Annotated in this window: 30 protein-coding genes; 15 read left to right on the forward strand and 15 right to left on the reverse strand. The window is 56.9% G+C overall.

Annotated elements, in window-relative coordinates; all coding sequences use genetic code 11:
* Together ABYT07_RS08565 and ABYT07_RS08570 are read left to right on the forward strand one after the other, a co-directional pair.
* The coding region (locus ABYT07_RS08565; protein ID WP_372990859.1) for a TCP-1/cpn60 chaperonin family protein at positions 1-485 on the forward strand (485 nt) is incomplete at its 5' end.
* Between the two features lie 109 nt (positions 486-594).
* The gene (locus ABYT07_RS08570; RefSeq protein WP_372990860.1) at positions 595-1,443 is read left to right on the forward strand and encodes a DMT family transporter; all 849 of its coding nucleotides are present in this window, start codon (positions 595-597) and stop codon (positions 1,441-1,443) included.
* Here ABYT07_RS08570 and ABYT07_RS08575 read toward each other — a convergent pair.
* The gene (locus tag ABYT07_RS08575; protein ID WP_372990861.1) at positions 1,409-1,861 is read right to left on the reverse strand and encodes an NUDIX domain-containing protein; all 453 of its coding nucleotides are present in this window, start codon (positions 1,859-1,861) and stop codon (positions 1,409-1,411) included. The two genes, ABYT07_RS08570 and ABYT07_RS08575, sit on opposite strands and share 35 nt — an antisense overlap.
* 71 nt (positions 1,862-1,932) lie before the next feature.
* Here ABYT07_RS08575 and ABYT07_RS08580 point away from each other — a divergent pair, with 71 nt between their 5' ends.
* Together ABYT07_RS08580 and ABYT07_RS08585 are read left to right on the forward strand one after the other, a co-directional pair.
* Positions 1,933-2,742 carry an esterase/lipase family protein gene (locus ABYT07_RS08580; RefSeq protein WP_372990862.1) on the forward strand — a complete coding sequence of 270 codons (810 nt, stop codon included), beginning with the start codon at positions 1,933-1,935 and terminating at the stop codon, positions 2,740-2,742.
* Positions 2,729-3,871 carry an alpha-D-ribose 1-methylphosphonate 5-triphosphate diphosphatase gene (locus tag ABYT07_RS08585; RefSeq protein WP_372990901.1) on the forward strand — a complete coding sequence of 381 codons (1,143 nt, stop codon included), beginning with the start codon at positions 2,729-2,731 and terminating at the stop codon, positions 3,869-3,871. Before ABYT07_RS08580 ends, ABYT07_RS08585 begins: the two co-directional genes overlap by 14 nt.
* Here the strand turns inward: ABYT07_RS08585 and ABYT07_RS08590 are convergent.
* The 3 genes from ABYT07_RS08590 to ABYT07_RS08600 all read right to left on the reverse strand — a co-directional run bounded on the left by ABYT07_RS08590 (position 3,861) and on the right by ABYT07_RS08600 (position 5,716).
* On the reverse strand, positions 3,861-4,928 hold the full coding sequence (locus tag ABYT07_RS08590; RefSeq protein WP_372990863.1) for a 5-(carboxyamino)imidazole ribonucleotide synthase: 1,068 nt from the start codon (positions 4,926-4,928) through the stop codon (positions 3,861-3,863). The two genes, ABYT07_RS08585 and ABYT07_RS08590, sit on opposite strands and share 11 nt — an antisense overlap.
* Positions 4,921-5,409: a 5-(carboxyamino)imidazole ribonucleotide mutase gene (purE, locus tag ABYT07_RS08595; RefSeq protein WP_372990865.1), complete on the reverse strand. Its 489-nt coding sequence runs from the start codon at positions 5,407-5,409 to the stop codon at positions 4,921-4,923. The genes ABYT07_RS08590 and purE overlap by 8 nt, the downstream gene beginning before the upstream one ends.
* A gap of 82 nt (positions 5,410-5,491) precedes the next feature.
* Complete coding sequence (locus tag ABYT07_RS08600; RefSeq protein WP_372990866.1) at positions 5,492-5,716, reverse strand: YdcH family protein; 225 nt, start codon at positions 5,714-5,716, stop codon at positions 5,492-5,494.
* Between the two features lie 163 nt (positions 5,717-5,879).
* Here ABYT07_RS08600 and ABYT07_RS08605 point away from each other — a divergent pair, with 163 nt between their 5' ends.
* The 3 genes from ABYT07_RS08605 to ABYT07_RS08615 all read left to right on the forward strand — a co-directional run bounded on the left by ABYT07_RS08605 (position 5,880) and on the right by ABYT07_RS08615 (position 7,480).
* Positions 5,880-6,296, forward strand: coding sequence for an Hsp20 family protein (locus ABYT07_RS08605; protein ID WP_037228562.1), 417 nt, complete (start codon positions 5,880-5,882; stop codon positions 6,294-6,296).
* Between the two features lies 1 nt (position 6,297).
* A complete protein-coding gene (locus ABYT07_RS08610; protein WP_372990867.1) occupies positions 6,298-6,516 on the forward strand; it encodes a DUF1150 family protein in 219 nt (72 codons plus the stop codon).
* Positions 6,517-6,619: 103 nt separating this feature from the next.
* A complete protein-coding gene (locus tag ABYT07_RS08615; RefSeq protein WP_372990868.1) occupies positions 6,620-7,480 on the forward strand; it encodes a glycosyltransferase family 10 domain-containing protein in 861 nt (286 codons plus the stop codon).
* Positions 7,481-7,523: 43 nt separating this feature from the next.
* Here ABYT07_RS08615 and ABYT07_RS08620 read toward each other — a convergent pair whose 3' ends face one another.
* Entirely contained in the window at positions 7,524-9,236 is a 1,713-nt protein-coding gene (locus tag ABYT07_RS08620) for a bifunctional sulfate adenylyltransferase/adenylylsulfate kinase (RefSeq protein ID WP_372990869.1), read from the reverse strand.
* Between the two features lie 168 nt (positions 9,237-9,404).
* Positions 9,405-10,409, reverse strand: coding sequence for a thioredoxin-disulfide reductase (gene trxB / locus ABYT07_RS08625; protein WP_372990870.1), 1,005 nt, complete (start codon positions 10,407-10,409; stop codon positions 9,405-9,407).
* Positions 10,410-10,625: 216 nt separating this feature from the next.
* Between trxB and ABYT07_RS08630 the strand changes: the two genes are divergently transcribed.
* Positions 10,626-11,126, forward strand: coding sequence for an Lrp/AsnC family transcriptional regulator (locus tag ABYT07_RS08630; RefSeq protein WP_372990871.1), 501 nt, complete (start codon positions 10,626-10,628; stop codon positions 11,124-11,126).
* A 13-nt stretch (positions 11,127-11,139) separates the two neighbouring features.
* Here ABYT07_RS08630 and ABYT07_RS08635 read toward each other — a convergent pair whose 3' ends face one another.
* The 5 genes from ABYT07_RS08635 to lgt all read right to left on the reverse strand — a co-directional run bounded on the left by ABYT07_RS08635 (position 11,140) and on the right by lgt (position 15,273).
* Entirely contained in the window at positions 11,140-11,823 is a 684-nt protein-coding gene (locus ABYT07_RS08635; RefSeq protein WP_372990872.1) for a Hint domain-containing protein, read from the reverse strand.
* Between the two features lie 317 nt (positions 11,824-12,140).
* Entirely contained in the window at positions 12,141-12,284 is a 144-nt protein-coding gene (locus tag ABYT07_RS08640) for a hypothetical protein (RefSeq protein WP_372990873.1), read from the reverse strand.
* A 291-nt stretch (positions 12,285-12,575) separates the two neighbouring features.
* Positions 12,576-13,331, reverse strand: coding sequence for a peptidoglycan editing factor PgeF (gene pgeF / locus ABYT07_RS08645; RefSeq protein WP_372990875.1), 756 nt, complete (start codon positions 13,329-13,331; stop codon positions 12,576-12,578).
* Positions 13,328-14,392 carry a class I SAM-dependent methyltransferase gene (locus ABYT07_RS08650; protein WP_372990876.1) on the reverse strand — a complete coding sequence of 355 codons (1,065 nt, stop codon included), beginning with the start codon at positions 14,390-14,392 and terminating at the stop codon, positions 13,328-13,330. The genes pgeF and ABYT07_RS08650 overlap by 4 nt, the downstream gene beginning before the upstream one ends.
* Entirely contained in the window at positions 14,389-15,273 is an 885-nt protein-coding gene (lgt, locus tag ABYT07_RS08655; RefSeq protein WP_372990877.1) for a prolipoprotein diacylglyceryl transferase, read from the reverse strand. The genes ABYT07_RS08650 and lgt overlap by 4 nt, the downstream gene beginning before the upstream one ends.
* A 96-nt stretch (positions 15,274-15,369) precedes the next feature.
* Between lgt and ABYT07_RS08660 the strand changes: the two genes are divergently transcribed.
* The 5 genes from ABYT07_RS08660 (at position 15,370) to ABYT07_RS08680 (ending at position 18,570) form a co-directional block, all read left to right on the forward strand.
* The gene (locus ABYT07_RS08660; protein WP_372990878.1) at positions 15,370-15,612 is read left to right on the forward strand and encodes an accessory factor UbiK family protein; all 243 of its coding nucleotides are present in this window, start codon (positions 15,370-15,372) and stop codon (positions 15,610-15,612) included.
* Between the two features lie 326 nt (positions 15,613-15,938).
* A complete protein-coding gene (locus ABYT07_RS08665) occupies positions 15,939-16,439 on the forward strand; it encodes a YbjN domain-containing protein (RefSeq protein ID WP_372990880.1) in 501 nt (166 codons plus the stop codon).
* Positions 16,440-16,476: 37 nt separating this feature from the next.
* Positions 16,477-17,292 (forward strand): pyrroline-5-carboxylate reductase, encoded by an 816-nt coding sequence (proC, locus tag ABYT07_RS08670; RefSeq protein ID WP_372990882.1) that lies wholly within the window; start codon positions 16,477-16,479, stop codon positions 17,290-17,292.
* On the forward strand, positions 17,285-17,623 hold the full coding sequence (locus ABYT07_RS08675; RefSeq protein ID WP_372990884.1) for a tRNA-binding protein: 339 nt from the start codon (positions 17,285-17,287) through the stop codon (positions 17,621-17,623). The genes proC and ABYT07_RS08675 overlap by 8 nt, the downstream gene beginning before the upstream one ends.
* Positions 17,620-18,570 (forward strand): 2-hydroxyacid dehydrogenase, encoded by a 951-nt coding sequence (locus ABYT07_RS08680; protein ID WP_372990886.1) that lies wholly within the window; start codon positions 17,620-17,622, stop codon positions 18,568-18,570. Before ABYT07_RS08675 ends, ABYT07_RS08680 begins: the two co-directional genes overlap by 4 nt.
* Here ABYT07_RS08680 and ABYT07_RS08685 read toward each other — a convergent pair.
* Entirely contained in the window at positions 18,567-19,145 is a 579-nt protein-coding gene (locus tag ABYT07_RS08685) for a thymidine kinase (RefSeq protein ID WP_372990888.1), read from the reverse strand. The two genes, ABYT07_RS08680 and ABYT07_RS08685, sit on opposite strands and share 4 nt — an antisense overlap.
* 102 nt (positions 19,146-19,247) lie before the next feature.
* Here ABYT07_RS08685 and arsH point away from each other — a divergent pair, with 102 nt between their 5' ends.
* Complete coding sequence (gene arsH, locus ABYT07_RS08690; protein ID WP_372990891.1) at positions 19,248-19,967, forward strand: arsenical resistance protein ArsH; 720 nt, start codon at positions 19,248-19,250, stop codon at positions 19,965-19,967.
* A gap of 3 nt (positions 19,968-19,970) precedes the next feature.
* On the opposite strand, the gene ABYT07_RS08695 is transcribed toward arsH, so the two are convergent.
* Both ABYT07_RS08695 and ABYT07_RS08700 read right to left on the reverse strand, forming a co-directional pair.
* Positions 19,971-21,095 (reverse strand): beta-ketoacyl-ACP synthase III, encoded by a 1,125-nt coding sequence (locus ABYT07_RS08695; protein ID WP_372990893.1) that lies wholly within the window; start codon positions 21,093-21,095, stop codon positions 19,971-19,973.
* Positions 21,096-21,391: 296 nt separating this feature from the next.
* Positions 21,392-21,643: a hypothetical protein gene (locus ABYT07_RS08700; RefSeq protein ID WP_372990895.1), complete on the reverse strand. Its 252-nt coding sequence runs from the start codon at positions 21,641-21,643 to the stop codon at positions 21,392-21,394.
* Between the two features lie 21 nt (positions 21,644-21,664).
* On the opposite strand from ABYT07_RS08700, the gene ABYT07_RS08705 reads away from it, so the two are divergent.
* Entirely contained in the window at positions 21,665-21,979 is a 315-nt protein-coding gene (locus tag ABYT07_RS08705) for a hypothetical protein (RefSeq protein WP_372990897.1), read from the forward strand.
* Between the two features lie 56 nt (positions 21,980-22,035).
* On the opposite strand, the gene ABYT07_RS08710 is transcribed toward ABYT07_RS08705, so the two are convergent.
* The coding region (locus ABYT07_RS08710; protein ID WP_372990899.1) for a hypothetical protein at positions 22,036-22,269 on the reverse strand (234 nt) is incomplete at its 5' end.

Raw genomic sequence — 22,269 nt, forward strand, 5'->3', positions numbered from 1 at the left:
AAGTAAAAGAGCGCAAAGACCGCGTTGACGATGCATTGAACGCGACACGTGCCGCTGTTCAAGAAGGTATCGTTGTCGGTGGTGGTGTTGCTCTGGTTCAGGCCGGCAAAAAGCTTGAAGGTCTGACAGGCGACAACGCCGATCAGAACGTTGGTATTGCTATCGTGCGCAAAGCACTCGAAGCACCGCTGCGTCAGATCGCTGAAAACGCTGGTGTTGACGGTTCCGTTGTGGCCGGCAAAATCCGCGAAAGCGACGACCTGAAGTTCGGCTTTAACGCACAAACCGAAGAATATGGCGACATGTTCAAGTTCGGCGTTATCGACCCTGCCAAAGTTGTTCGTACTGCTCTGCAAGACGCGGCATCGGTTGCCGGTCTGCTGATCACGACCGAAGCAATGGTTGCCGATCGTCCGTCGAAAGACAACGGCGGCGGCGGCATGCCCGATATGGGTGGCATGGGCGGCATGGGCGGCATGATGTAAATCACGCCGTAGGGTTTTCGAACCCTTCGCTGACAGAATTAAGGGGCGCATCGGTTGATGCGTCCCTTTTTCGTTGGCGCGTCCTGCGCGGCTGGCCTAAGCATTTGGCATGCGTATTTTCCTTTTGACCGCTCTTGTGATGATCGCTTTTGCCGCGAATTCACTGCTGACACGCTTTGCCATAATTGGCGACCACATTGACCCGACAGGTTTTGCCCTGATGCGGGTCGCCTCGGGGGCTGCTGTTTTGGCGCTGGTCCTATGGTGGCGCGGTGGGGCGTTGAACCTGTTTCAGCGCCAGCGTGCGATGGGGGCTGCGTCCTTGTCGCTGTATATTATCGGGTTTTCGCTGGCTTATCTGACACTGGACGCAGGGTTGGGCGCATTGATCTTGTTTGGCGTCGTCCAGATTTCGATGTTCGCCTATGGTGCGGTCTTTGCGCGCGCCCCCACATCCCGTCAACTAATCGGTGCCAGCTTTGCCTTTGCGGGTCTGGTATTGGTCCTTTGGCCTGGCGCGCAGACGCAGGTTAACCCGACAGGGGCAGCGCTTATGGCGCTCGCTGGACTTGGGTGGGCGGCCTATACGATTATTGGCAAAGGATCAGCGGATCCCTTAGCCAACACTGCGGGAAATTTCCTGATTTCTGTTCCCATCGTCGCCTGCCTGTTGCTGGTGCAAACTACGCAGATAACCGCGACAGGCTTTATGCTGGGGGCGGTATGCGGCGGGATAACATCCGGTCTTGGCTATGCCTTGTGGTATGCGGTGTTACCCAAACTGGCGCAGCCGACGGCGGCGGTGGTGCAACTGTCGGTGCCCGTCATCGCCATCCTTGCAGGTGCGGCCCTGTTAGCAGAACCGCTTAGCGCCAAAGTAATCCTTGCAACGCTGCTGGTCTTGGGCGGGATCGCCTTGGCTGTCAGCGCACGATCAGCTCAAGCGGATCATAAGTGATACCTGCACCACCAAATGCCACGTCGATCAGCGCATCCGGTTTGACCCGCAAACCCGTCATCTGATCGCGGGTGACCCAGCGGCGGTCAGTCACGATCCGTTCGAGATCTTGCCAATCGGCGTCAATCTGCGGCGATCCGATGACCTGACAGTGAAAATACACATCCACCTGATGAAAGCCCCGTGTGGGATCGTGAAATTCATTCACCAGACAGGGCACGCCGACGTCGATCTTTAAACCTGTTTCCTCGAACACTTCGCGGATCAGGTTGTCTGGCAAGGACGCGCCCAGTTCGACCCCGCCGCCGGGCGCACACATCAGATCGCTTTGCCCGTCAGGATAGGCATTCACCAAAAGCAGCCGGCCTTCGTGCAAAATAACCGCGCGCACCGCTAGTCTTGGGCTCGTATTCGCCATTGGTGAAACTTTCCATCCCAGATTTAGGCAAACCATTTCACACCACGGGATTTCAGTCTATCTGGTCTTTTATGAAAACAATCTTTGCCCCGTTCATTTTGTTGTTCGCCTTGTCAGGCTTTGCGACGGCGCAACCGACGCTGAAAGATGCCGGCGCGGGGCGCTGCGTGGTCCTGTTACACGGGTTGGCGCGGACCGAAACATCCTTTGCCGTGATGGAGGCAGCCCTCCAGACCGAAGGCTACAAAATCGTGCGCCCCGGATACCCCTCGACAGAGGCCCCAGTCGAGGAATTGACCCGCAGAACCTTACCCGACGCCGTCGCGGCCTGCGGGACTGAAAAAGTTGATTTCGTGACCCATTCCATGGGCGGCATTTTACTGCGTCAATGGGTGGCCGAGACGGGTGATGCGCGCGTGGGCCGCGTCGTGATGCTGGCCCCCCCGAACCAAGGCAGCGAGGTCGTCGATGCGTTGGGTGATTTTCCGGGGTTCGATTGGCTGAACGGACCTGCGGGCGCGCAGATGGGGACGGGTCCGGATTCGTTGCCTCGCAAGCTGCCTCCGGTGACATTTGATCTGGGCGTGATTGCAGGGACGCAATCGCTAAATCCCTATTTTTCTTCGCTATTGCCGGGGCGGGATGATGGGAAAGTATCTGTGAAATCGACACGGGTTAAGGGCATGCGCGACTTTTTGATGCTGCCGGTGACCCATACTTTTATGATGTTGAACCCCACGGTGATCGCCCAGACGATGGCCTATCTGAACACCGGAAAATTCGATCGCTCACTGACGTTCGTGGACGCAGTGCTTGATTCCATTGGCTGCCCGACGGGGGATTGCCTGCCCGGCGCGGAGGATGACGATGCTAAACCTTGATCTAACCGGTGCACAGGTCTTGGGCAAAGACGGGCTGGACCGGCGCGCGCTGTCCATCGCAGAGGGTGTGATTGTCGATGCCCCGCAAAAACGGGCAGTAGATTTGAGCGGCTATATGGTTCTGCCGGGAATTGTCGACGTTCATGGCGACGGGTTCGAACGCCATTTGGCCCCGCGCCGCGGCGCGATGAAGACCCTGTCCGAAGGGTTGGTCGCTGCCGAGGCCGAATTGGCTGCCAATGGCATCACCACCGCCGTTTTGGCGCAGTTCGTCAGTTGGGAAGGCGGACTGCGCGGTCCCGAATTTGCCAAACAGGTGTTTGAAGCGATGCGCGTCACGGCCCTCGGGCTGGTTACCGATTTGCGTGGGCAGTTGCGTTTCGAGACGCATATGCTTGATTTATATGATCAAATCCCAAGCCAGATGGCTGATTGGGGGCTGTCCTATATCGTGTTCAACGACCATCTGCCCCATGGGCGGCTGGCCGAGGGGCGCGTGCCGAAACGCATGGTGGCCCAAGCGTTGAAAGCAGGGCGCAACCCGGATGCGCATTTGAAGCTGATGCAGGAAATGCACGCGCGCCGCGCCGATGTGCCCGCCGCCTTGGACGAACTGTGCGCGGTCTTGGCAGCCCAAGACGTGCAAATGGGCAGCCACGACGACACAACCGCCGAAGGTCGTGCCGCATGGCGCGCGCGAGGTGTGAACGTTGCGGAATTCCCCGAAACCCTTGAGGCCGCCGAGGCCGCTACAGCGGCAGGCGACCTTGTTGTGCTGGGGTCCCCGAATGTGGTTCGGGGCGGGTCGCATAACGGGAATGTATCAGCGGTTGATCTGATCATGATGGGGGTCGGCGCGGCGTTAGCGTCCGACTACCACTATCCTTCGCCACGCCGTGCCGCGTTCATGCTGGCCGATAGCGGGGTTTTATCGCTGGCCGATGCATGGCGGTTGGTGTCGGCGGGGCCGGCGGCCGTGCTGGGGCTTGCGGATCGCGGTGATCTGTTGCCTGATATGCGTGCCGATCTGGTGGTTCTGGATGCCAAGACGCGCCGTGTTGCCATGACCATGGCAGGTGGGCGCGTCAGCTATATGTCAGGCGATATTGCGATGCGTTTTACCGTTTGATGACGTTGACATGGCCCATTTTGCGGCCCGCTTTCACATCCGCCTTGCCATAAAGATGCAAGGCCGTGTCGCGTTGTTTGGCAAGCTCTGGCACGCGGTCCATATCATCGCCGATCAGGTTTTCCATCACCACATCCGCATGCCGGCTGCCGTCGCCCAAGGGCCATCCGGTAACGGCGCGGATGTGTTGTTCGAACTGGTCCACGGTACAGCCATTTTGCGTCCAGTGGCCCGAATTATGGACCCGCGGCGCGATCTCATTGACGATGAAACCCTGTGGCGTCACGAAAAGCTCTACCCCCAGAACACCGACATAATCCAACGCGTTCAATATCTTGGCGGCAAGCAATACGGCATCCATGCGCTGCGCGCCACTTAGCCGGGCAGGGACAGTCGTGGTGTGCAAAATCCCGTCGCGGTGGACATTTTCGCCCGGATCAAAACACGCGACATCACCGGATGCACTGCGCGCGGCAATGACAGATACTTCGATCGAGAAGTCAACGAAGCCCTCAAGAACCGAAGGGCTGTCAGCCATATCGGCCCAGGCTGTTGCGGCGTCATCAACGCTGCGCAGGCGCGACTGGCCCTTGCCATCATAGCCGAAACGCCGTGTTTTCAGGATCGCGGGCGCGCCGATGGTTTGCAATGCGGCCTCAAGATCAGCAGCGTTGGCAATGTCGGCAAAGGGGGCAACGCGCAAACCCAGCCCCTCAAGAAAGGTCTTTTCGGTCAGGCGATCCTGACTGGTGCGCAGCGCCTCGCGGTTGGGGTGGATCGGCGTGATGGATTCGATCACATCCAGCGCCTCGGTCGGGATGTTTTCAAATTCGAACGTCACGACATCGACGGCCTTGGCAAAGGCCGTGAGCGCGGCCACATCGTCGTACCCTGCGGTGGTCACCGCGTGGGCGACATCAGCGGCAGGCGGGTTGGCACCGGGTTCAAAAATATGCGTGCGAAATCCAAGGCGCGCAGCGGCCACTGACAACATGCGGCCCAATTGGCCGCCACCCAAAATACCGATCGTCGCACCAGTGGGAAGAGGATCAGTCATTGGAAGGCTCCTCTGGAATGGAGGCGCTGAGCGCATCGCGCCAATCGTCCAGACGTTCCGCCAGATCAGCGTCTTGCAGGGCAAGAATACCTGCGGCCATCAGGGCTGCATTGGCCGCCCCCGCTGCACCGATCGCCATGGTGGCAACGGGAAAACCGCGCGGCATTTGCAAAATCGAATAAAGCGAATCGACGCCCGAAAGCGCCTTGGTCTGCACCGGTACGCCGATCACCGGCACGCGGGTCTTGGACGCCATCATGCCGGGCAAATGCGCGGCACCGCCCGCACCTGCGATGATGACCTGCAATCCGCGATCCACGGCGGACTTGCCATAAGACCAAAGACGGTCAGGCGTGCGGTGGGCCGACACGATCTTGGCCTCAAAGGCGATGCCCAATTCATCCAGCAAACTGGCTGCTTCTCGCATGGTGCTCCAATCCGATTGGGAACCCATGATGATGCCGACGGGGGGATTTTCCATTGAGGGTAAGCCTTTATAAGATCGCGATTGAAGCGCGCACTATAGCCATCAGGAATGGCGTGGCAATCCGCCGTTGCGGCGCTTAGGCGGTAATATCGGGGGTCAGACGGTCTTCGATCTGGGCAATCATGTCTTTCAGGCGCAATTTGCGTTTTTTCCAGCGCTGCAGGGTCAGCTGATCGCCGGTCCCTTTGTCCACCAGCGCATGGATTGCATCGTCAAGATCGCGGTGCTCGCGGCGGAAGACTTCAAGCTCCACGCGCAACACGTCATCGTTCTTCATGGACAGGTCAGAGGGGGCGTTCATAAGGCTTGCTGATTCTTTCGCTACTTAGGACTATTAACATAGGCGTTAGCCTTTCGTTGGCATAGCCCTTGCGTCTGACACGTCTGCTCCCCATATTTGACACAGAGGTCGCCATACTGGGGCCAATACGATTGACTGTCGCTTGATCTAAAGGACGTGTCTTATGACGAAATTAACGCTGGCTTCTTATCCCCACATGTTGGGATTTGAACAACTTGAGCAGGTGCTGGAACGCAGCGCCAAGGCCGGTAACGAAGGTTATCCGCCGTTCAACATCGAACAAACGTCGGATTACAGTTATCTGATTACGCTGGCTGTAGCAGGGTTCGCCGAGGAAGACCTTGCCATAACGGTGGAAGACAGACAGCTGGTCATTCGCGGCAGGCAGGCCGAAGGGCAGGATGGACGTATTTTTCTGCACCGCGGGATTGCTGCGCGCCAGTTTCAAAGGTCTTTCGTTTTGGCCGATGGCGTCGAAGTGGGCGAAGCCTTGATGGAAAACGGTCTGCTGCATGTGGATCTGACACGGGCCAAGCCGGAAAAAGTAGTTCAGACGATTAAAATCAGAAAAGGGGAATAAGATGCATAATGAAGATACTCATATTCAGGACCGGACGGTTTACGTGAAGATGATCGCTGTCTCTGATCTGCCCCGTGAAGTGCGCGATCAGGCCGAAGGGCTGGAACAGCTTTACGCGGTTCACGATGCCAAAGGACAGCAATTGGCGCTGGTGGGCGACCGCAAGCTGGCATTCAGCCTTGCGCGCGATCATGATTACGCGCCGGTGATGGTGCATTAAGTCCAAGCATATCAGCTGTTTTTCAGAAGGTCGCACCAAGGTGCGGCCTTTTCTATTAAGACCGCCAGAGCTAAACCTGTGAACAACTTATGAAGGTGCCCGCATGTCCGATCCCGCTATTGCCGTTCTCCCCTATGGCAGCAAGCTGGGAAAGCGGCTGGCAGCGCGGTCCCTTGATGACCTGATCTGGCCCTTGGGGCGGCCCGATCGTCTGGGGCAGGGGGTCGTGGCTGACCTTACCCACAATGACCATCTGATCATCTACCCCAAGACCAACATGCATTTTTTGCCCAACCTCGGTACCCGCGCCAAGGTTACGGCTATGGTGGTCGAACCGTCGATCATCCATGCGCGGCATTTACGTTGGCTTCGGCTGACTTATCGGCGGTTTTCTCGGGTGATGACCTATCATCGTCCGCTGTTGGACCGGATTCCCAACGGGTTATTCCTGCCCTATGGAACGACGTGGGTGCCTGACTATCAGGGGTTGGATGTCACCAAGACGCAGCATATGTCCCTGATCGCATCGGCCAAGCGGGACCATATCGGCCATCAACTGCGGCACCGTTTGGTTGAACAAATCCAAGCTCAAGGCCAAGACGTCACTGTCTTGGGGCGCGGTTATGCGCCGTTCGCCGACAAAAGCGACGGGTTGGCCCCTTACCGGTTTTCCGTGGTCATCGAAAACGTGCGCGAGCAGAATTACTTTAGCGAAAAGCTGGTGGATGCAGTGCTGTGCGAAACGGTGCCGATCTATTGGGGCTGCCCGAATATAGGCGATTTCATCGATACCGGCGGCATGATCCTTTGCGAAACCGAAGAAGACGTGCTGCGCGCCATCACGGGCGCATCCCTAGCGCAATATGATGCATTGGCACCTTCGTTGCGCGCGGCAAAGCCTCAGGCTGCCGGTTTTGTGGATTTGGAAAAGCGGGCGGCTGAAACGTTAAAAGCCAGCCTGTAAGGGCTGGCTTTTTTGATTGTTAATATGGGGCCTTGGCCCGTGATCACGCTTTGATCAGACCCATGCTTTCCAGCTTGAGCAGCACCTGATGGGCGCAGTTGTCGACGTCGACATTCTCTGTCTCGACGCTCAATTCTGGGTTCGCAGGAACATCATAGGGGTCGGAAATCCCTGTGAATTCCTTGATCTTGCCTTCGCGGGCAAGCTTGTACAGGCCTTTGCGGTCCCGGCGTTCGCATTCCTCGATGGATGTTGCGACGTGGATTTCTACGAAAGCACCGAATTCTTCGACGTCTTCTCGTACCGCACGGCGGGTGGTGGCATAGGGCGCGATGGGCGCACAGATCGCAATCCCGCCGTTCTTAGTGATCTCACTTGCCACATAGCCAATGCGGCGGATGTTCAGGTCGCGGTGTTCTTTGCTAAAGCCCAATTCCGAAGACAGGTTCTTGCGCACGATATCACCATCCAGCAGCGTCACCGGACGGCCACCCATTTCCATCAGCTTGACCATCAAAGCATTGGCGATGGTGGATTTTCCCGACCCGGAAAAACCGGTGAAAAACACAGTAAAGCCCTGCTTGTTCCGTGGCGGACGTGTGCGGCGCAGTTCGGCGACGACCTCGGGGAACGAGAACCATTCAGGAATCTCAAGACCCTCTTGCAGGCGGCGGCGCAATTCGGTGCCGGAAATGTTCAGGATCGTGACATCGTCTTTGTCTTTGATCTCGTCCATGGCTTCGTATTGGGCGCGCTCTGCAACCCAGACCATGTGTTTGAAATCGACCATTTCGATGCCCATTTCCTCTTGATGTTCGCGGAACAGGTCCTGCGCATCATAGGGGCCATAGAAATCTTCGCCCTTGGAGTTGTTGCCGGGGCCTGCGTGGTCGCGACCGACGATGAAATGCGTACAGCCGTGGTTTTTACGGATCAGACCGTGCCAAACTGCCTCGCGGGGGCCGGCCATGCGCATGGCAAGGTTCAGCAGGCTCATCGATGTGGTCGCAGAAGGGTATTGGTTCAGCACAGCCTCGTAGCAGCGCACGCGGGTAAAGTGATCAACGTCGCCAGGTTTGGTGAGGCCAACAACGGGGTGGATCAGCAGGTTTGCCTGGGCTTCGCGGGCGGCACGGAACGTCAGTTCCTGATGCGCGCGGTGCAGCGGGTTGCGGGTCTGGAAGGCCACAACTTTGCGCCAGCCCATCTTGCGGAAATAAGCGCGCAGTTCATTTGGCGTGTCGCGACGCGCTTTGAAATCATAGTGCACGGGCTGCTGGATGCCCGTTACCGGACCGCCAAGATAGACGTTGCCAGCAGTGTTGTGCAGGTAGTTCACAGCAGGGTGGGCGCTGTCATCAGCACCGAATACTTTTTCCGCCTCAACCGCCTTGTTCGGCGTCCAACGGTCGGTCACGGTCATGATGGCAAGAATGACACCTTCTTGGTCGCGCAGGGCGATGTCTTGGCCAATCTCAAGACCTTCGGCAAATTTGTCAGTAACATCCAAGTTGATTGGCATCGGCCAAAGCGATCCGTCTGCCAGGCGCATGTTTTCGACGACGCCGTTGTAGTCCTCTTCGGTCAAGAACCCCTTGAGAGGGTTGAAACCACCGTTCATCAACAGTTCCAGATCGCAAATTTGACGGGGTGTCAGGTCATGGCTGACCAAATTTCCAGCCTCAACTTTCAGTTTCTGGGCCGAATCGTAAGAAACATAAAGTTCGGGGATCGGGGCAAGGTTGGGCGTCTGCATGGGATTCTCGCAATTAATTAGGGTCAATAAACGTTTGAGACGGGTCATAAACCCGCCTCGCTCTGCTAATCAAGCCTTGCGGCCCGTTTGCGTCAATTTTCGGACAAAGGCGTGAGATTTGTCCTATTCGGGCAACTTTATCCTAGCAAAGGCGCTCTAAGCCGAATGTTATGCGTCCGACTTGACCTCGGCCCCGTAGCCCAATGGCAAGGAGGTATCCTTGCCCTCATCATCGCCCACTTCGGCCAAGAAACGTTCTGCTTCAAGTGCTGCCATACAGCCCATGCCTGCACTTGTGACGGCTTGGCGGTATTTATGATCGGTCAGGTCGCCCGCGGCGAACACACCTGGGACGGATGTTTCTGTGCTGTCAGGTTTGGTGACAACATAGCCGCCCATATGGGTTTCCAGCACGTCCTTGACCAATTCATTCGCGGGCGCATGGCCAATTGCCACAAAGACACCTTTGCACGCGATATCGGTAATCTCGCCTGTCTGCACGTTCTTAACCTTGACGCCTTCGACCCCAAGGGGCGCGTCGGTGCCATAGACTTCCTCAAGCTGGTGGAACCACAGTGGTTCGATCTTGGGGTTTTTCATCAACCTGTCGATCAGAATTTTTTCGGCGCGCAGTTCGTCGCGGCGGTGAATCAGCGTCACCTTTGAGGCAAAATTGGTCAGAAACAGCGCTTCTTCTACGGCGGTGTTGCCACCGCCGATCACGACAATCTCTTGGTTGCGATAGAAAAACCCGTCGCAGGTCGCACAGGCCGAAACGCCGAAACCCTTGAATTTCTCTTCGGTATCAAGGCCCAGCCATTTGGCGCGGGCCCCTGTTGCAAGGATCACCGCATCTGCCACATAGGTGGTGCCGCTGTCGCCTTTGGCATGAAACGGGCGGCTGCTTAGGTCCAGATCGGTGATGATGTCACCGATGATTTCGGTCCCCATGGCCTTGGCGTGATCCTGCATTCGGATCATCAGGTCGGGACCTTGAACTTCACTATCGCCGGGCCAGTTTTCAACTTCTGTCGTGGTGGTCAACTGGCCGCCCGGTTCAATGCCCTGAACCAGAATCGGGTCCAGCATGGCGCGGCTTGCATAGACGCCAGCGGTATAGCCCGCAGGGCCTGAACCGATAATCAAAAGCTTGGTTTTGCGTGTCTCGGCCATGTGAAGCCCCTTGATGGATAAATGAATGAATTGAACTTTATATAGCCATCCGAATGGTTGCCTTAAACCCCAAGTTTGCATATCAGCCCTGCACGCAGTACCGGGGACGCTTGCAACACGCTTTTCTGGATATTTTCGGGACATTGCGGTCTTGCGAAAGAATATTGCGCCTAGCCACGCTAGTGTTATAACAATCGAAAATACATTGGGGGTTTTATGGCGGGGACGCGGCTTGATCCGATTGATCGGAAAATTTTAGCCGAATTGCAGGCAGACGGTCGGATGACCAACGTTGAACTTGCAAAACGTGTCGGTATTTCTGCACCTCCTTGCCTGCGCCGCGTGCGGACCCTAGAGGAAAGTGGCTATATCCGCGGCTATCACGCCGACGTAAATGCCCGTGAATTAGGGTTCGAGGTACAGGTTTTTGCGATGGTTGGATTGGCCAGCCAGGCAGAATCAGACCTGACGACCTTCGAAGCAAAATGCCGCAACTGGCCCTTGGTACGTGAATGTCACATGCTGAACGGCGAGGTGGATTTTATCTTGAAATGCGTGGCACCGGACCTGTCAAGCTTTCAGAGCTTTCTCACCGGGCAATTGCTGACCACACCAAACGTCGCCAGTGTGAAAACCAGTCTGGTGATACGCCCGGCCAAGGATGAACCCGGTGTGCCGTTTGATGTGTTGGAAACCCGACTTAGCACCAAGGCCTAAGGCCTTACAGAAATCAAAGCAGGTGATCCAAGGAATCGGGCGCGCGCGGGAACGCGAGCGGCCCGAAATCTTCTTCGCGTTCAATATGGGGGAACAGTCCCAGAAATTTGTCGCGTAGATGGATCGGCAGGTGCCGCAATGTGTTCAATCCGGGATGGAAGGTTTCGACCTCAAGCCCGCTGACACTGATCGCGGCGTGTTTTTCCAGACATAGATGATACAGCCGCACAGGTGTTGGGGGCATGATCTCGATGATGTTCACACCATCAACAAGATCGCGCATGAGCGTCAGCATTTGTTGGCTTGTCTCACCGCCGCGCAGCCGTGATGGTGTATGCAGAATTCGGGCTGCTGGTCCGAATGTAAGAAACCCCAAAGGGCGCCCTTGGCCAAGGCTGTCGGCCATGGTGCGGACAAGTGGGGTACGTTTGCCCGTATCGGCAGGCACAAAACTGCTGGAACCGACCCAGATCAGCGGCGCGGTTTTGCCATTCGATTTCACGATCAGGTCGCCGGGCTGAAGATCTTCGACAGCGATGTCGCCCTTATCGGTCTGGATCATCGTGCCGTGTGCGAAAGCGGAAAAAGCGTTTTCAAAAAGTGGAATAGCGGGGGCGCGGTCCTGACCAATAAACACAGAGCCGTCCAGACGTCTGGCGACGACCTCATAGCTGCGGAGTTGGGTGTCAGTGTGCATCCGCGCCTCTCGGGTTGTTGTTGGGCCATAACGTTTTTTCGTTTCTCCCCCATTAGAGGGATAAACGTGTTTAGATACAATCAAAGAGGCAGCATTCGGTGGCATGATTTTACTTTCCATCTGACCCCGCCATTTCGTGCCCCCAACGAAATCGGCGTGGATTGGTCTGTGTGTGCTTTCAGCGAAAGCAGTCGTTCATCTAAAAGCGGGTCGTTGCGACGGCCCTGCCTTTTGCCTCAGGCCGTATACTACCGACCTCGCTTTGCGGACTTGGGCAAAAGACCATCGTCTTTCCCCGCTCGGTCTGCGGTCCGCGATCAGGCGGTTTTGCGTGTGGTCGCAGGCGCTGTGCGCTTGGCGATAAATGCAGCACGGCGTGCGCCGCGGGCCCAAGGCATGACAGTGGTGTCCTTGGCAGCAGTTTCAACGACGGATTTGATGAAGCGTGTGTTGGTTTTCATTGTCTTTTTCCTCTGGCCTGTCGGGCTTGTGCCCTTTGATTGAGGATGAATATGCACAGTGTTTTGGGCCTGGATGGGGCAGGGCACCGATTATCTTGAGAAATACCTATAATTTTGATCCGTATTTATGGCGATTTCGCCGCAATCTGGAAAACCCCCTATTTTATAGGTATTTTGCCCCTTTAGATTGGCTGTTGCAGTCAGAAATAGGCTTGGATGCAAGAAGCTTTGCGGCAAGACCATGGCAATGGGGGGTCGCATTGTTGCCCGAATTTGGGTGAATTGCCGCGATTACAACGTGATTGTTGCGATCAGCCGGCCATAATCGGCCTCTTTTGCATGAGTCGTGCGCCGGTAGGAATAGAATCGATCCGGATCAGCATAGGTGCAATGGCGCGTCCACTCTGCATGGCCGACACCGGCAGCGCGCAATCTGTTCAGGCCAAATCCGGGCAGGTCGAACTGCATCCGGTCTTCTGTTCCATTGGCAAAGTACCGCGCGAAATAGGGGTCCTCGGCCAGAAAACTGTCGATAAACTCGGGGCCGACCTCGTAGGCGCGCTGGCTGATGCAGGGGCCGATGACAGCCGTTATGTTTTCACGGTTGGCCCCCAAGGCCTCCATCGCGTCGATGGTGGCGGCCAGGACGCCATCGAGCGCGCCGCGCCAACCCGCATGGGCAGCCCCGATCACACCTGCATCCGTATCGGCAAAAAGAACCGGCTGGCAATCAGCGGTCAGCACGGACAAGGCCAGCCCGGGCGTCGCCGTTACCAACGCATCGGCGCGCGGCTTTTCTGCCAAAGGCCCGTCAACGGTCACAACAGTGGCGGAATGGATCTGGTGCACGCCTATCAGATGGCTAGGGGCGACATTCATCGCATCTGCAACGCGCGCGCGGTTGATATCGACAATCTCGCGCTGGTCGGAACTGCCACTGCCGCAATTCAGCCCCTCGAACACGCCCGAGGACGCGCCGCCACGGCGGGTGAAAAAACCGTGACGAACGGTGCCCAAACTATCTGATGTCAGAATTTCTAGCGTCATGGATCCAATCCCGGCGGCGGGCTTTGGGTTGGTGGAAACAGCCCTATCACCTTGAACAGGTTTCCCATTTCTGACGGGTGCGTCAAGCGCCGATGTGCAGCGATGTGGTTCTCAAGCTGCTTTCCGGTCATTGTGGTGGCAAGGGTTTGCGCGCGCTGCGTGATACCAAGACGTTCCAGAAACACGCCTTGGGGTGTGATGCGGCTATGCTGTGCGGGGGCTGCGGCGAGTGCCAGCTTTTCGAAATCGACATGGGCGGTCAGATCGCACTGTCCGGGGGCGGTCAGGGGATCAACGCTTTGGTGACCGCGCAGGGCCTGAAACGTGTCGCCCAAGCTGTGCCAGTCACCATAGTCGATAATCAGGGCGGTCCCGCCATGGGCAGAAATACGGGCAGTGATCGCCTGCACTGTGGGGGCAAGCTGTGCGCAATCTTCGATCAAGTCGCCGTCTTGCGTGTCAGCCAGCCGGTCGGCAAAGGCCGGCTGCGGCAGCACCGGCCCCAGACCAAAGCAAAGCGCGCCGTCGGTGACGCCGACTTGCCGTTCGCGCCAACCGGTCCCGTCCCGAAGAAACTGACGGATCGGCAAGGCGTCGAAAAATTCGTTCGCGATCAGGTAAAGCGGCTGGTCGGGCAACGCGTCGGCGCTGTCGCACCAGTGCACGGCATGTCCGGCAAGGGCTTTCCGCTGAACGTCGCGCAAGGATGCCGATGCTTCGACCAATGTGATCTGGGCCGCTTGCACAAACCCCGGCACGGCGCGGGTGGCGCGCAGGATATCAGCCATCAGTGTGCCTCGACCGGGCCCCAGTTCGGCCAGTGTGAACCGGTCGGGGGCCCCTTGGGACAGCCACGTCTGGGCCAGACACAAACCGATCAGTTCACCAAACATCTGGCTGATCTCGGGGGCGGTGACGAAATCACCTTCGGCCCCGAACGGGTCGCGGGTGGTGTAATAGCCGCCTGTCGGATGCAACAGGCACATCGCCATATACTCGTCGATGCGCATCGGGCCGTTTGCGTGGATGTGTTCGATGATGTGGTCGCGCAGGGTCGTCATGCCAGACGTCTGGTCCGCAAGACTAGGTATACCCCAACGGCGATCATGGGCAGGCACAACAATTGCCCCATGGTCAGCCCATAGCCGCCGATATGCAACGCCAGCCCCAGCGGATTGCCCGTGCTGATAAACTGCGCATCCGGTTGGCGCACGAATTCAACAAGGAACCGCGCGATGCCATAGCCGGCAAGGAAAGTACCGCCGATCAGACCTTCTTGTTTTAGCGCCCCGCGACGCCACGCCAGATAAACCAGCAAGGACCCGAGGATCAGCCCTTCGAGCAAGGCTTCGTAAAGCTGGGAAGGGTGGCGGGCACAGATGCCGATCACATCAGGGCAGTTCTGGGCGGCAACGGTCGGAAAGGCCACACCCCAAGGCAAATCAGTCGGACGGCCCCATAGTTCAGCATTGATGAAATTCGCGATGCGACCCAGAAACAACCCCGGTGCCAGGCCCAGACACACCATGTCCCCTGTCGAAAATTTGCTGATCTTGTGCCGCGACGTATAGTAAACACCAGCAAGGATCACCCCGATCGCCCCGCCATGAAAGGACATCCCGCCTTCCCAAATGCGCAGGATTTGTAGCGGATGGCTAAGGTAATAGGACGCCTGATAAAAGAAGACATAGCCAAGCCGACCGCCAAGGATCACACCTAGTATGACCCAGAACAGAAAATCTTCGACTTGGGTTTTGGTCATGACGGGTTTGCCATGCGCCCAAAGGTCGGGCCGATTGACCGCGCGTACAACCATGCGCCAGCCAAGGACAATGCCGACGATATACGCCAATGCATACCAGCGCAGCGCAAAGGTCATGCCAAACAAAGTGATCGAGAAAATCTCGGGGGACATATTCGGGAAGGGGAGCATTGCCATCATGGTGCCGATTGAGCCTGCCCGCGTAAGGAAGTCAACCTTGCGAGATCGTCAATTGAACACCATATAGACAGTAACAGCCGATCAGGAGAGACCGCTATGCAAACGCGCAACAAGATTTTCGACGATATATCCCAGATGATGACCAATGCCATGGGCGTCGCCCAAGGGGCCAAGACCGAGGCGGAAACCGCCATGAAGGGCATGATGGACCGTTGGCTGGCTGATCGCGACTTTGTGACACGCGACGAATTCGATGCCGTGCGCGCCATGGCGCAAAAAGCCCGCGAAGAAAACGAGGCTCTCAAGGCACGTTTGGATGCGCTTGAGGCGAAGGGCTGAGCCCAGCCTTTCCAACCCATTGATCACCATTTAAGAAGCACCCGACCGCAAGTTCGGGTGTTTTTCTTTTGGCATGCTGTGATTGGTTTGTCCGACATAGAAGTCATCGGTCTACGCAATTTGGTGTACTTGCCCGTCTTATCCACAAGATACTGAGGTTATCCCCTATCTTTTGTGGTTACCCCCAGAAAAAGACTTGCCACATGGCCCGCATATGCGCACCATATCTTGTATGGAACGCTGACCGGCTCGGCGATCCATAGTAGATACACCCAAGCGTTGCGGTGCAGATGCAACCTGACGCGCGGAACAAAAGAGGTGGCGATATGGCCCTGACCGAGCAGTATCTTGACGACGACATTCATCCCATCGACATCGTCGAAAACCTGGCGGCGTTCAATGATTGGGATTTTGACCGAATTTCGGATGAGCAAATCGCGATGGCTGTCGAAGGCCAATGGCGTACCTATTCGATCACTCTGGCATGGTCAGCTTACGACGAAACGCTGCGTCTTGTTTGTTCCTTCGAGATGGATCCGCCGGCTGAGAAACTGCCTGTGCTGTATCATCTGCTGAATGATGTGAACGACCAATGCTGGGCCGGGGCCTTTACCTATTGGGCTGAACAAAAGCTGATGGTGTACCGCTATGGCTTGGTTCTGAGCGGCGGTCAGGATGCGACAGCGGCGCAGATCGATACCATGATCGGGGCTGCTGTTTTAAGTGCTGAACGCTATTATCCTGCCGTGCAACTGGTGCTGTGGGGCGATCAAACCCCCAAGCAAGCCATTCAGGTTGCCATTGCAGAGGCCTATGGCCACGCGTAAGTGTTGCCCCCAAGAGTAGAAATTTGGGGATGCTGACATGGAAAATACACGTATTGCAAAAGACGGCTTGGTTCTGCTGGGCTGCGGCAAAATGGGCTCTGCTATGTTGGCGGGCTGGCTGGCGCGGGGGCTGCCGAAATCCTCGGTCTGGGTTATTGATCCGCACCCCTCTGATTGGCTGAAAGATCAAGGCATCCAGCTTAATGTTGATTTACCTGCCGCCCCTGCGGTTGTGCTGGTGGCGGTAAAACCGCAGATGATGGGCGATGCCTTGCCGACGCTTCAGGCGATGGGAAATGGCAAAACCGTGTTTGTCAGCGTCGCCGCAGGCACCACAATCGCGACATTTGAAAAGACGCTTGGCGACAAAACGCCGATTGTGCGCGCCATGCCGAATACACCCGCGGCCATCAGCCAAGGCATCACTGCTATCGTCGGCAATGCCCATGTGGACGCGGATGCGCTGGACGAGGCCGAAGAACTGCTGAGCGCGGTCGGTGATGTCGTGCGACTGGACGAAGAGGCACAGATTGACGCGGTGACTGGTGTCAGCGGGTCGGGCCCGGCTTATGTATTCCACATGATCGAAACCATGGCGGCCGGCGGGGTTGCGCAAGGTCTTAGCCCTGAACTGGCGCTGCAATTGGCGACCGCGACGGTCGCAGGGGCAGGGGCCTTGGCCAAGTCAGCAGACGAAGACCCGACACAATTGCGCAAAAACGTGACCAGCCCGAATGGCACAACACAGGCCGCGCTGGATGTGCTTATGAACGAAGATGACGGCTTCCCTGTTCTGCTCAAGCGCGCAGTCGCCGCCGCTGCGGACCGCTCGAGGGAGCTATCGCGTGACTGAGATCAGTTTTGACGACTTTCTTAAGGTCGATATTCGGGTTGGCACGGTCAGTCGGGCCGAACCATTCCCCGAAGCGCGCAAACCCGCGATCAAGATGTGGATCGACTTTGGCCCAGAGATCGGAGAGCGCAAGACATCCGCGCAGATCACCGTGCATTACACGCCCGAGGACCTTGTCGGCACCCAAGTCATGGGCGTGGTAAACTTTCCCCCACGCCAGATTGGGCCGTTTATGTCCGAGGTTCTGGTGCTGGGCGTGCCTGATGAAAACGGGGCAATTGTGCTGATGCGACCCACACAGCCCGCCCCAAACGGAGGACGTATGCATTGACCAAACTATTGATCGCCCGCCCCGCCCCAGACGAAGTCCACGCGGCCCTTTCGGAATATGACGTGACCTATCGGGAGACTTCTGAGCCGCTTGGCGCAGATGAAATGCTGGCGGCCCTGCGCGATTATGACGGGGTGCTGGCGACGCTGGGGGATCAATTCTCGGCTGATATTTTCGCGCAGGTGGCTGAACCCCGCTGCAAGATCTTGGCGAATTTCGGGGTTGGATATAACCACATTGACGTGGCCGCCGCGCATAAGGCGGGTGTGCAGGTCAGCAACACCCCCGGTGCGGTGACCGACGCGACAGCCGACATCGCCATGACGCTGATGCTGATGGCCGCGCGCCGCGCAGGCGAAGGCGAAAGACTGGTGCGTTCGGGCAAGTGGACAGGCTGGCACCCCTCGCAGCTTTTGGGGATGCATCTGACGGGCAAAACTGTTGGCATCGTGGGCATGGGGCGCATTGGTCAAGCGGTGGCACACCGCTGTCACTTCGGCTTTTCGATGAAGGTGAAATATTTCAGCCGCAGCGCCAAGGATCTGGCCTATGACGCGGAACATATCAGTGACCTCAAGGCCTTGGTAGGCGCTGTTGATGTGGTCGTTATCGCAGTGCCGGGCGGGGATGATACCCATCATCTGGTTGATGCGGATGTGCTGGCGGCGATGCAGCCCCATGGCCTGCTGATGAATATCGCCCGCGGCAATGTGGTGCAGGAAAGCGCGCTGATCGAAGCCTTGCAAAACCGGGCAATCGGTGGCGCGGGTCTGGATGTTTACGAATTCGAACCCAATGTCCCCGAAGCCATGCGGGCGTTGGATAACATCGTGCTATTGCCGCATTTAGGTACGTCATCCCATGAGGTGCGTGTGGATATGTGGATGATGGCGGTTGAAAATTTGCAAGCCGGCGTCGAGGGGCGCACGCTGCCAAACGGCGTTTAACGCCCGACCGCGATACGCCAATGTCGGCGGCACAGGGATACGTATGTCTCGTTGCCGCCGATCTGGACCTGCGCCCCTTCTTTGATGGCCTGCCCGTCGGCATCAAGACGGACAACCATCGTAGCCTTTTTGCCGCAATGGCAAATCGTGCGGACCTCGCGCATTTCGTCGGCCAATGCCAACAGGGTGGCCGATCCGGGAAACAGCATCCCCTGAAAATCGACGCGCAATCCATAGCACATAATCGGCACGCCCAAATCATCGACCGCACGGGCCAGTTGCCAGACCTGATCGCTGCTTAGAAACTGGGCCTCGTCGATGAAGATGCAGGCGCAAGGGCCTGATTGCAGGCGGCTTTCGATCTTGGTGAATAGGTCCTCATCGGGGGCAAATGTGTCGGCGTCTTGTCCGATCCCGATGCGCGACGCCACGCGGCCATCGCCAGCGCGGTTATCGAACTGCGCGGTAATCAGATAGGGGGTCATACCGCGTTCGACATAGTTATGCGCTGCTTGCAAAAGCACCGTGGATTTGCCCGCGTTCATGGTCGAATAGTGGAAGTAAAGCTTTGCCATAGGGTTCTTTACAGGCAGATGTGTCCGGCGTTCAAGATGTGGTTGCCGCGCAGGGACGCAAACATTATGCGTCATGCAACCGGACTGCCAAAGGATGCTAGAATGACCCATGATGATCTTCCTGCCCTGATCGCTGATCAATTGCCGCAAATTGATGTGGATGTGTTGAAGGCACCGGATGATCCAGGTCATAAGCCACGGATTTTGTTGCTTTACGGGTCTTTGCGGTCGGTCAGCTATTCGCGCCGTGCCGCCGTAGAATGTGCCCGTATACTGACGCTTCTGGGCTGTGAAACGCGCATGTTCGACCCCTCAGGTCTGCCGCTGCCCGATGATGCCGATGCAGAGCATCCCAAGGTGGTTGAACTGCGCGATCTGGCGACATGGGCCGAAGGCATGGTCTGGTCTAGCCCGGAACGCCACGGTGCCATGACCGCAATCATGAAGCTGCAAATCGACTGGCTGCCGCTGTCGTTGCAGGGGGGCATAAGGCCAACCCAAGGCAAGACGCTGGCCGTCATGCAGGTATCGGGCGGATCGCAATCCTTCAACGCAGTCAATCAGATGCGGATCCTGGGGCGCTGGATGCGCATGATCACAATCCCCAATCAATCAAGCATTCCAAAGGCTTGGCTAGAATTCGATGACCAAGGGCGCTTGCCTGCCGGACCGTTCTACGCCCGGATTGTGGACGTGATGGAAGAGCTGGTGAAATTCACGTGGATGACACGCGGTCGTAGCGCCTATCTGACTGACCGATATTCGGAACGGGTAGAAACGGCCGAAGAGGTCCACAAACGCGTGTCGCTGAAAAAGATATAGGTCTTAGTCGTGACGTTCGACCAAGACGGATCCCACGGAATAGCCTGCGCCGAACGAACAGATTAATCCTTGGTCTCCGCCTTGCAAGTCTTTGGAGTACTTGGAAAACGTGATAATCGACCCTGCCGAGGACGTATTGGCATAGTCTTGCAGAATATTGGGCTGTTCGCCCGCTTCGGGCACGCGGCCCAAGACCTTGCGCCCAATGAAATCATTCATTGATTTATTCGCCTGATGCAACCAAAGCCGTTTCAGATCAGAGGCTTGCACACCTTCGTCGGACATGTGGCCCGCAATATGATCGGCGACCATCGGCAAGACTTCCTTGAAAACCTTGCGCCCGTTTTGCATGAATTGCATGTCGCGACGGTCTGCAACACCATCGGGGCGGGACCGGCGTAGATACCCATTGTTGTTTCTAATATTGTTTGAAAACTGCGTCGCGCACCGGGTTGATTTGATTTCAAAGCAGGGGCCTGCTGCGTCTTCGATCCGTTCAATCAGCACAGCCGTTGCCACATCGCCAAAAATGAAATGGCAATCGCGGTCGCGCCACTCCAGATGGGCTGAACAAATCTCGGGATTCACGACCAAGGCTGACCGGATCGAGCCCGACCGCACCATGTCCGCTGCCGCCTGAATGCCGAAGGTGGCTGATGAACAGGCCACATTCATGTCGAAAGCGAAACCTTTGATTCCCAACAGATCCTGAATTTCGATGGCAACGGCAGGGTATGCGCGTTCTAGATTCGATGCTGCACATATCACCGCATCCACATCGGCTGCTGTTTTGCCTGCTGCGGCCAGTGCCTTTTGCGCGGCGTCCAGCGCCATTTCGGCCATCAGGCTGGGTTCTTCATCTGACCGTTGACGCAAAAGCGGGTGCATCACATGCGGGTCCAGAATGCCCGTCTTGTCGATCACATAGCGCTGTTCAATGCCAGAGGCTTTGAAGATGAACTCTTCCGACGAATGATCCTTTGCCGTGACCGTGCCTGCAGCGATAGCGTCGGCATGTTCGGCATTGTAGATGTCGGCGTATGCGTTGAAGGCGGTCACTAATTCGGCATTAGTGATGATTTGATCCGGCGTAAAAATGCCGCTACCTGTAATGGCGGGAATGTACATGGTTAACCCTTTTTTGACTGTGCAGATAAGGTCAAAGAACCTGCGCCGGGTCAAGGGAGCGCCCATATTTAAGGCACCTTCTTACAGATAGATACTTGAATTAAACTGCGAGGTAGCGACATTCCCCCCCCCAACGCTCGGCTTGGGGGCGGAATGATCGGACCCTTTATCACCTTGCCTTCTTTGCTGCCACGCGGTGACCTTGATGGTCTTGCTCACCAAAAGGGAACGGATAAATCGTCGCGGACGCATGACTATATGCGGTTGTATGAATTCCTGTTCAAGCGGTTCCGAGATCATGATTTCTGCTTAATGGAACTGGGCGTAGGCCTGCCGCGCATCAATCCGGCATCGCTGCGGTCGTGGCGGTAGTATTTCACCAAGGCGCGGATCGCGGGCGTGGACAATGACCCAAGGGTCGAGAAATTTTCAGGAGATGATTTCAAGATCCGGATCGGGGACGCATCAAGCGCCGCCTTCCTGACCGAGCTGTCAGAGACCAACAGCCGTCCATCGTACTTGATGATGCCAGCCACAAATGGTCGCATCAGATCATCGCTTTCAAGACAATGTTCCCGCTGCTGCCCCCCCCCCCCGGTGGTTTGTATGTGATCGAAGATATTTCCACGTCCTTCCCGATGCCGATCAAATATGACGTCTACGCCGACCACCCTGAATCTTGCTGGACCTTCATATCGCGTTTGCAAGCAGCATTGGCGGGCTGCCAGACAGAATGGCCCGCGCTAAGCGCAGAGGAATCCGAGCTGGTCTCGTGGATCGACGCAGTGTTTCTGACCCGCTGCACGGTGATCTTTGTGAAACGCGAGGCGCAGCGCCCCAAGGAGATCGAGCGGGTGGCGGAGTTGAGAAGACGGCAGGGGTAGTGTGAGGTTGAGCTAAGCCCGGGTCGATCAATTCAGACCGACCTTCTGACACCTACTCAGTCTCGCTCGACGAAGCCGACGGCACCGATTGTTGTGTTGCGAAATCGGTCGCGGTGCATCAGCGTACCATTCACCAAATACAGATTTGTCACCATATATGTCTGCCACTGGTTGTTTTCGCCCAGCAAACGGATGCGCGACTGTTGCAGCGGACCTTCGACGTATTGAAATATGTCGGGGTTCGCGTTCGTGCCGATGTTCTTTACCACCAGATCGACGGCGGCGTATTC

Origin of the sequence: Sulfitobacter sp. (assembly GCF_041552635.1) — a bacterium.
Lineage (GTDB): Bacteria > Pseudomonadota > Alphaproteobacteria > Rhodobacterales > Rhodobacteraceae > Sulfitobacter.

Excerpts from the sequence above, each read along its gene's own strand:
- ABYT07_RS08570 (WP_372990860.1), top strand. The coding sequence starts at position 595 with ATGCGTATTTTCCTTTTGACCGCTCTTGTGATGATCGCTTTTGCCGCG.
- ABYT07_RS08575 (WP_372990861.1), bottom strand. The coding sequence starts at position 1,861 with ATGGCGAATACGAGCCCAAGACTAGCGGTGCGCGCGGTTATTTTGCAC.
- ABYT07_RS08580 (WP_372990862.1), top strand. The coding sequence starts at position 1,933 with ATGAAAACAATCTTTGCCCCGTTCATTTTGTTGTTCGCCTTGTCAGGC.
- ABYT07_RS08585 (WP_372990901.1), top strand. The coding sequence starts at position 2,729 with ATGCTAAACCTTGATCTAACCGGTGCACAGGTCTTGGGCAAAGACGGG.
- ABYT07_RS08590 (WP_372990863.1), bottom strand. The coding sequence starts at position 4,928 with ATGACTGATCCTCTTCCCACTGGTGCGACGATCGGTATTTTGGGTGGC.
- purE (WP_372990865.1), bottom strand. The coding sequence starts at position 5,409 with ATGGAAAATCCCCCCGTCGGCATCATCATGGGTTCCCAATCGGATTGG.
- ABYT07_RS08600 (WP_372990866.1), bottom strand. The coding sequence starts at position 5,716 with ATGAACGCCCCCTCTGACCTGTCCATGAAGAACGATGACGTGTTGCGC.
- ABYT07_RS08605 (WP_037228562.1), top strand. The coding sequence starts at position 5,880 with ATGACGAAATTAACGCTGGCTTCTTATCCCCACATGTTGGGATTTGAA.
- ABYT07_RS08610 (WP_372990867.1), top strand. The coding sequence starts at position 6,298 with ATGCATAATGAAGATACTCATATTCAGGACCGGACGGTTTACGTGAAG.
- ABYT07_RS08615 (WP_372990868.1), top strand. The coding sequence starts at position 6,620 with ATGTCCGATCCCGCTATTGCCGTTCTCCCCTATGGCAGCAAGCTGGGA.
- ABYT07_RS08620 (WP_372990869.1), bottom strand. The coding sequence starts at position 9,236 with ATGCAGACGCCCAACCTTGCCCCGATCCCCGAACTTTATGTTTCTTAC.
- trxB (WP_372990870.1), bottom strand. The coding sequence starts at position 10,409 with ATGGCCGAGACACGCAAAACCAAGCTTTTGATTATCGGTTCAGGCCCT.
- ABYT07_RS08630 (WP_372990871.1), top strand. The coding sequence starts at position 10,626 with ATGGCGGGGACGCGGCTTGATCCGATTGATCGGAAAATTTTAGCCGAA.
- ABYT07_RS08635 (WP_372990872.1), bottom strand. The coding sequence starts at position 11,823 with ATGCACACTGACACCCAACTCCGCAGCTATGAGGTCGTCGCCAGACGT.
- ABYT07_RS08640 (WP_372990873.1), bottom strand. The coding sequence starts at position 12,284 with ATGAAAACCAACACACGCTTCATCAAATCCGTCGTTGAAACTGCTGCC.
- pgeF (WP_372990875.1), bottom strand. The coding sequence starts at position 13,331 with ATGACGCTAGAAATTCTGACATCAGATAGTTTGGGCACCGTTCGTCAC.
- ABYT07_RS08650 (WP_372990876.1), bottom strand. The coding sequence starts at position 14,392 with ATGACGACCCTGCGCGACCACATCATCGAACACATCCACGCAAACGGC.
- lgt (WP_372990877.1), bottom strand. The coding sequence starts at position 15,273 with ATGATGGCAATGCTCCCCTTCCCGAATATGTCCCCCGAGATTTTCTCG.
- ABYT07_RS08660 (WP_372990878.1), top strand. The coding sequence starts at position 15,370 with ATGCAAACGCGCAACAAGATTTTCGACGATATATCCCAGATGATGACC.
- ABYT07_RS08665 (WP_372990880.1), top strand. The coding sequence starts at position 15,939 with ATGGCCCTGACCGAGCAGTATCTTGACGACGACATTCATCCCATCGAC.
- proC (WP_372990882.1), top strand. The coding sequence starts at position 16,477 with ATGGAAAATACACGTATTGCAAAAGACGGCTTGGTTCTGCTGGGCTGC.
- ABYT07_RS08685 (WP_372990888.1), bottom strand. The coding sequence starts at position 19,145 with ATGGCAAAGCTTTACTTCCACTATTCGACCATGAACGCGGGCAAATCC.
- arsH (WP_372990891.1), top strand. The coding sequence starts at position 19,248 with ATGACCCATGATGATCTTCCTGCCCTGATCGCTGATCAATTGCCGCAA.
- ABYT07_RS08695 (WP_372990893.1), bottom strand. The coding sequence starts at position 21,095 with ATGTACATTCCCGCCATTACAGGTAGCGGCATTTTTACGCCGGATCAA.
- ABYT07_RS08700 (WP_372990895.1), bottom strand. The coding sequence starts at position 21,643 with ATGCGACCATTTGTGGCTGGCATCATCAAGTACGATGGACGGCTGTTG.
- ABYT07_RS08705 (WP_372990897.1), top strand. The coding sequence starts at position 21,665 with ATGTTCCCGCTGCTGCCCCCCCCCCCCGGTGGTTTGTATGTGATCGAA.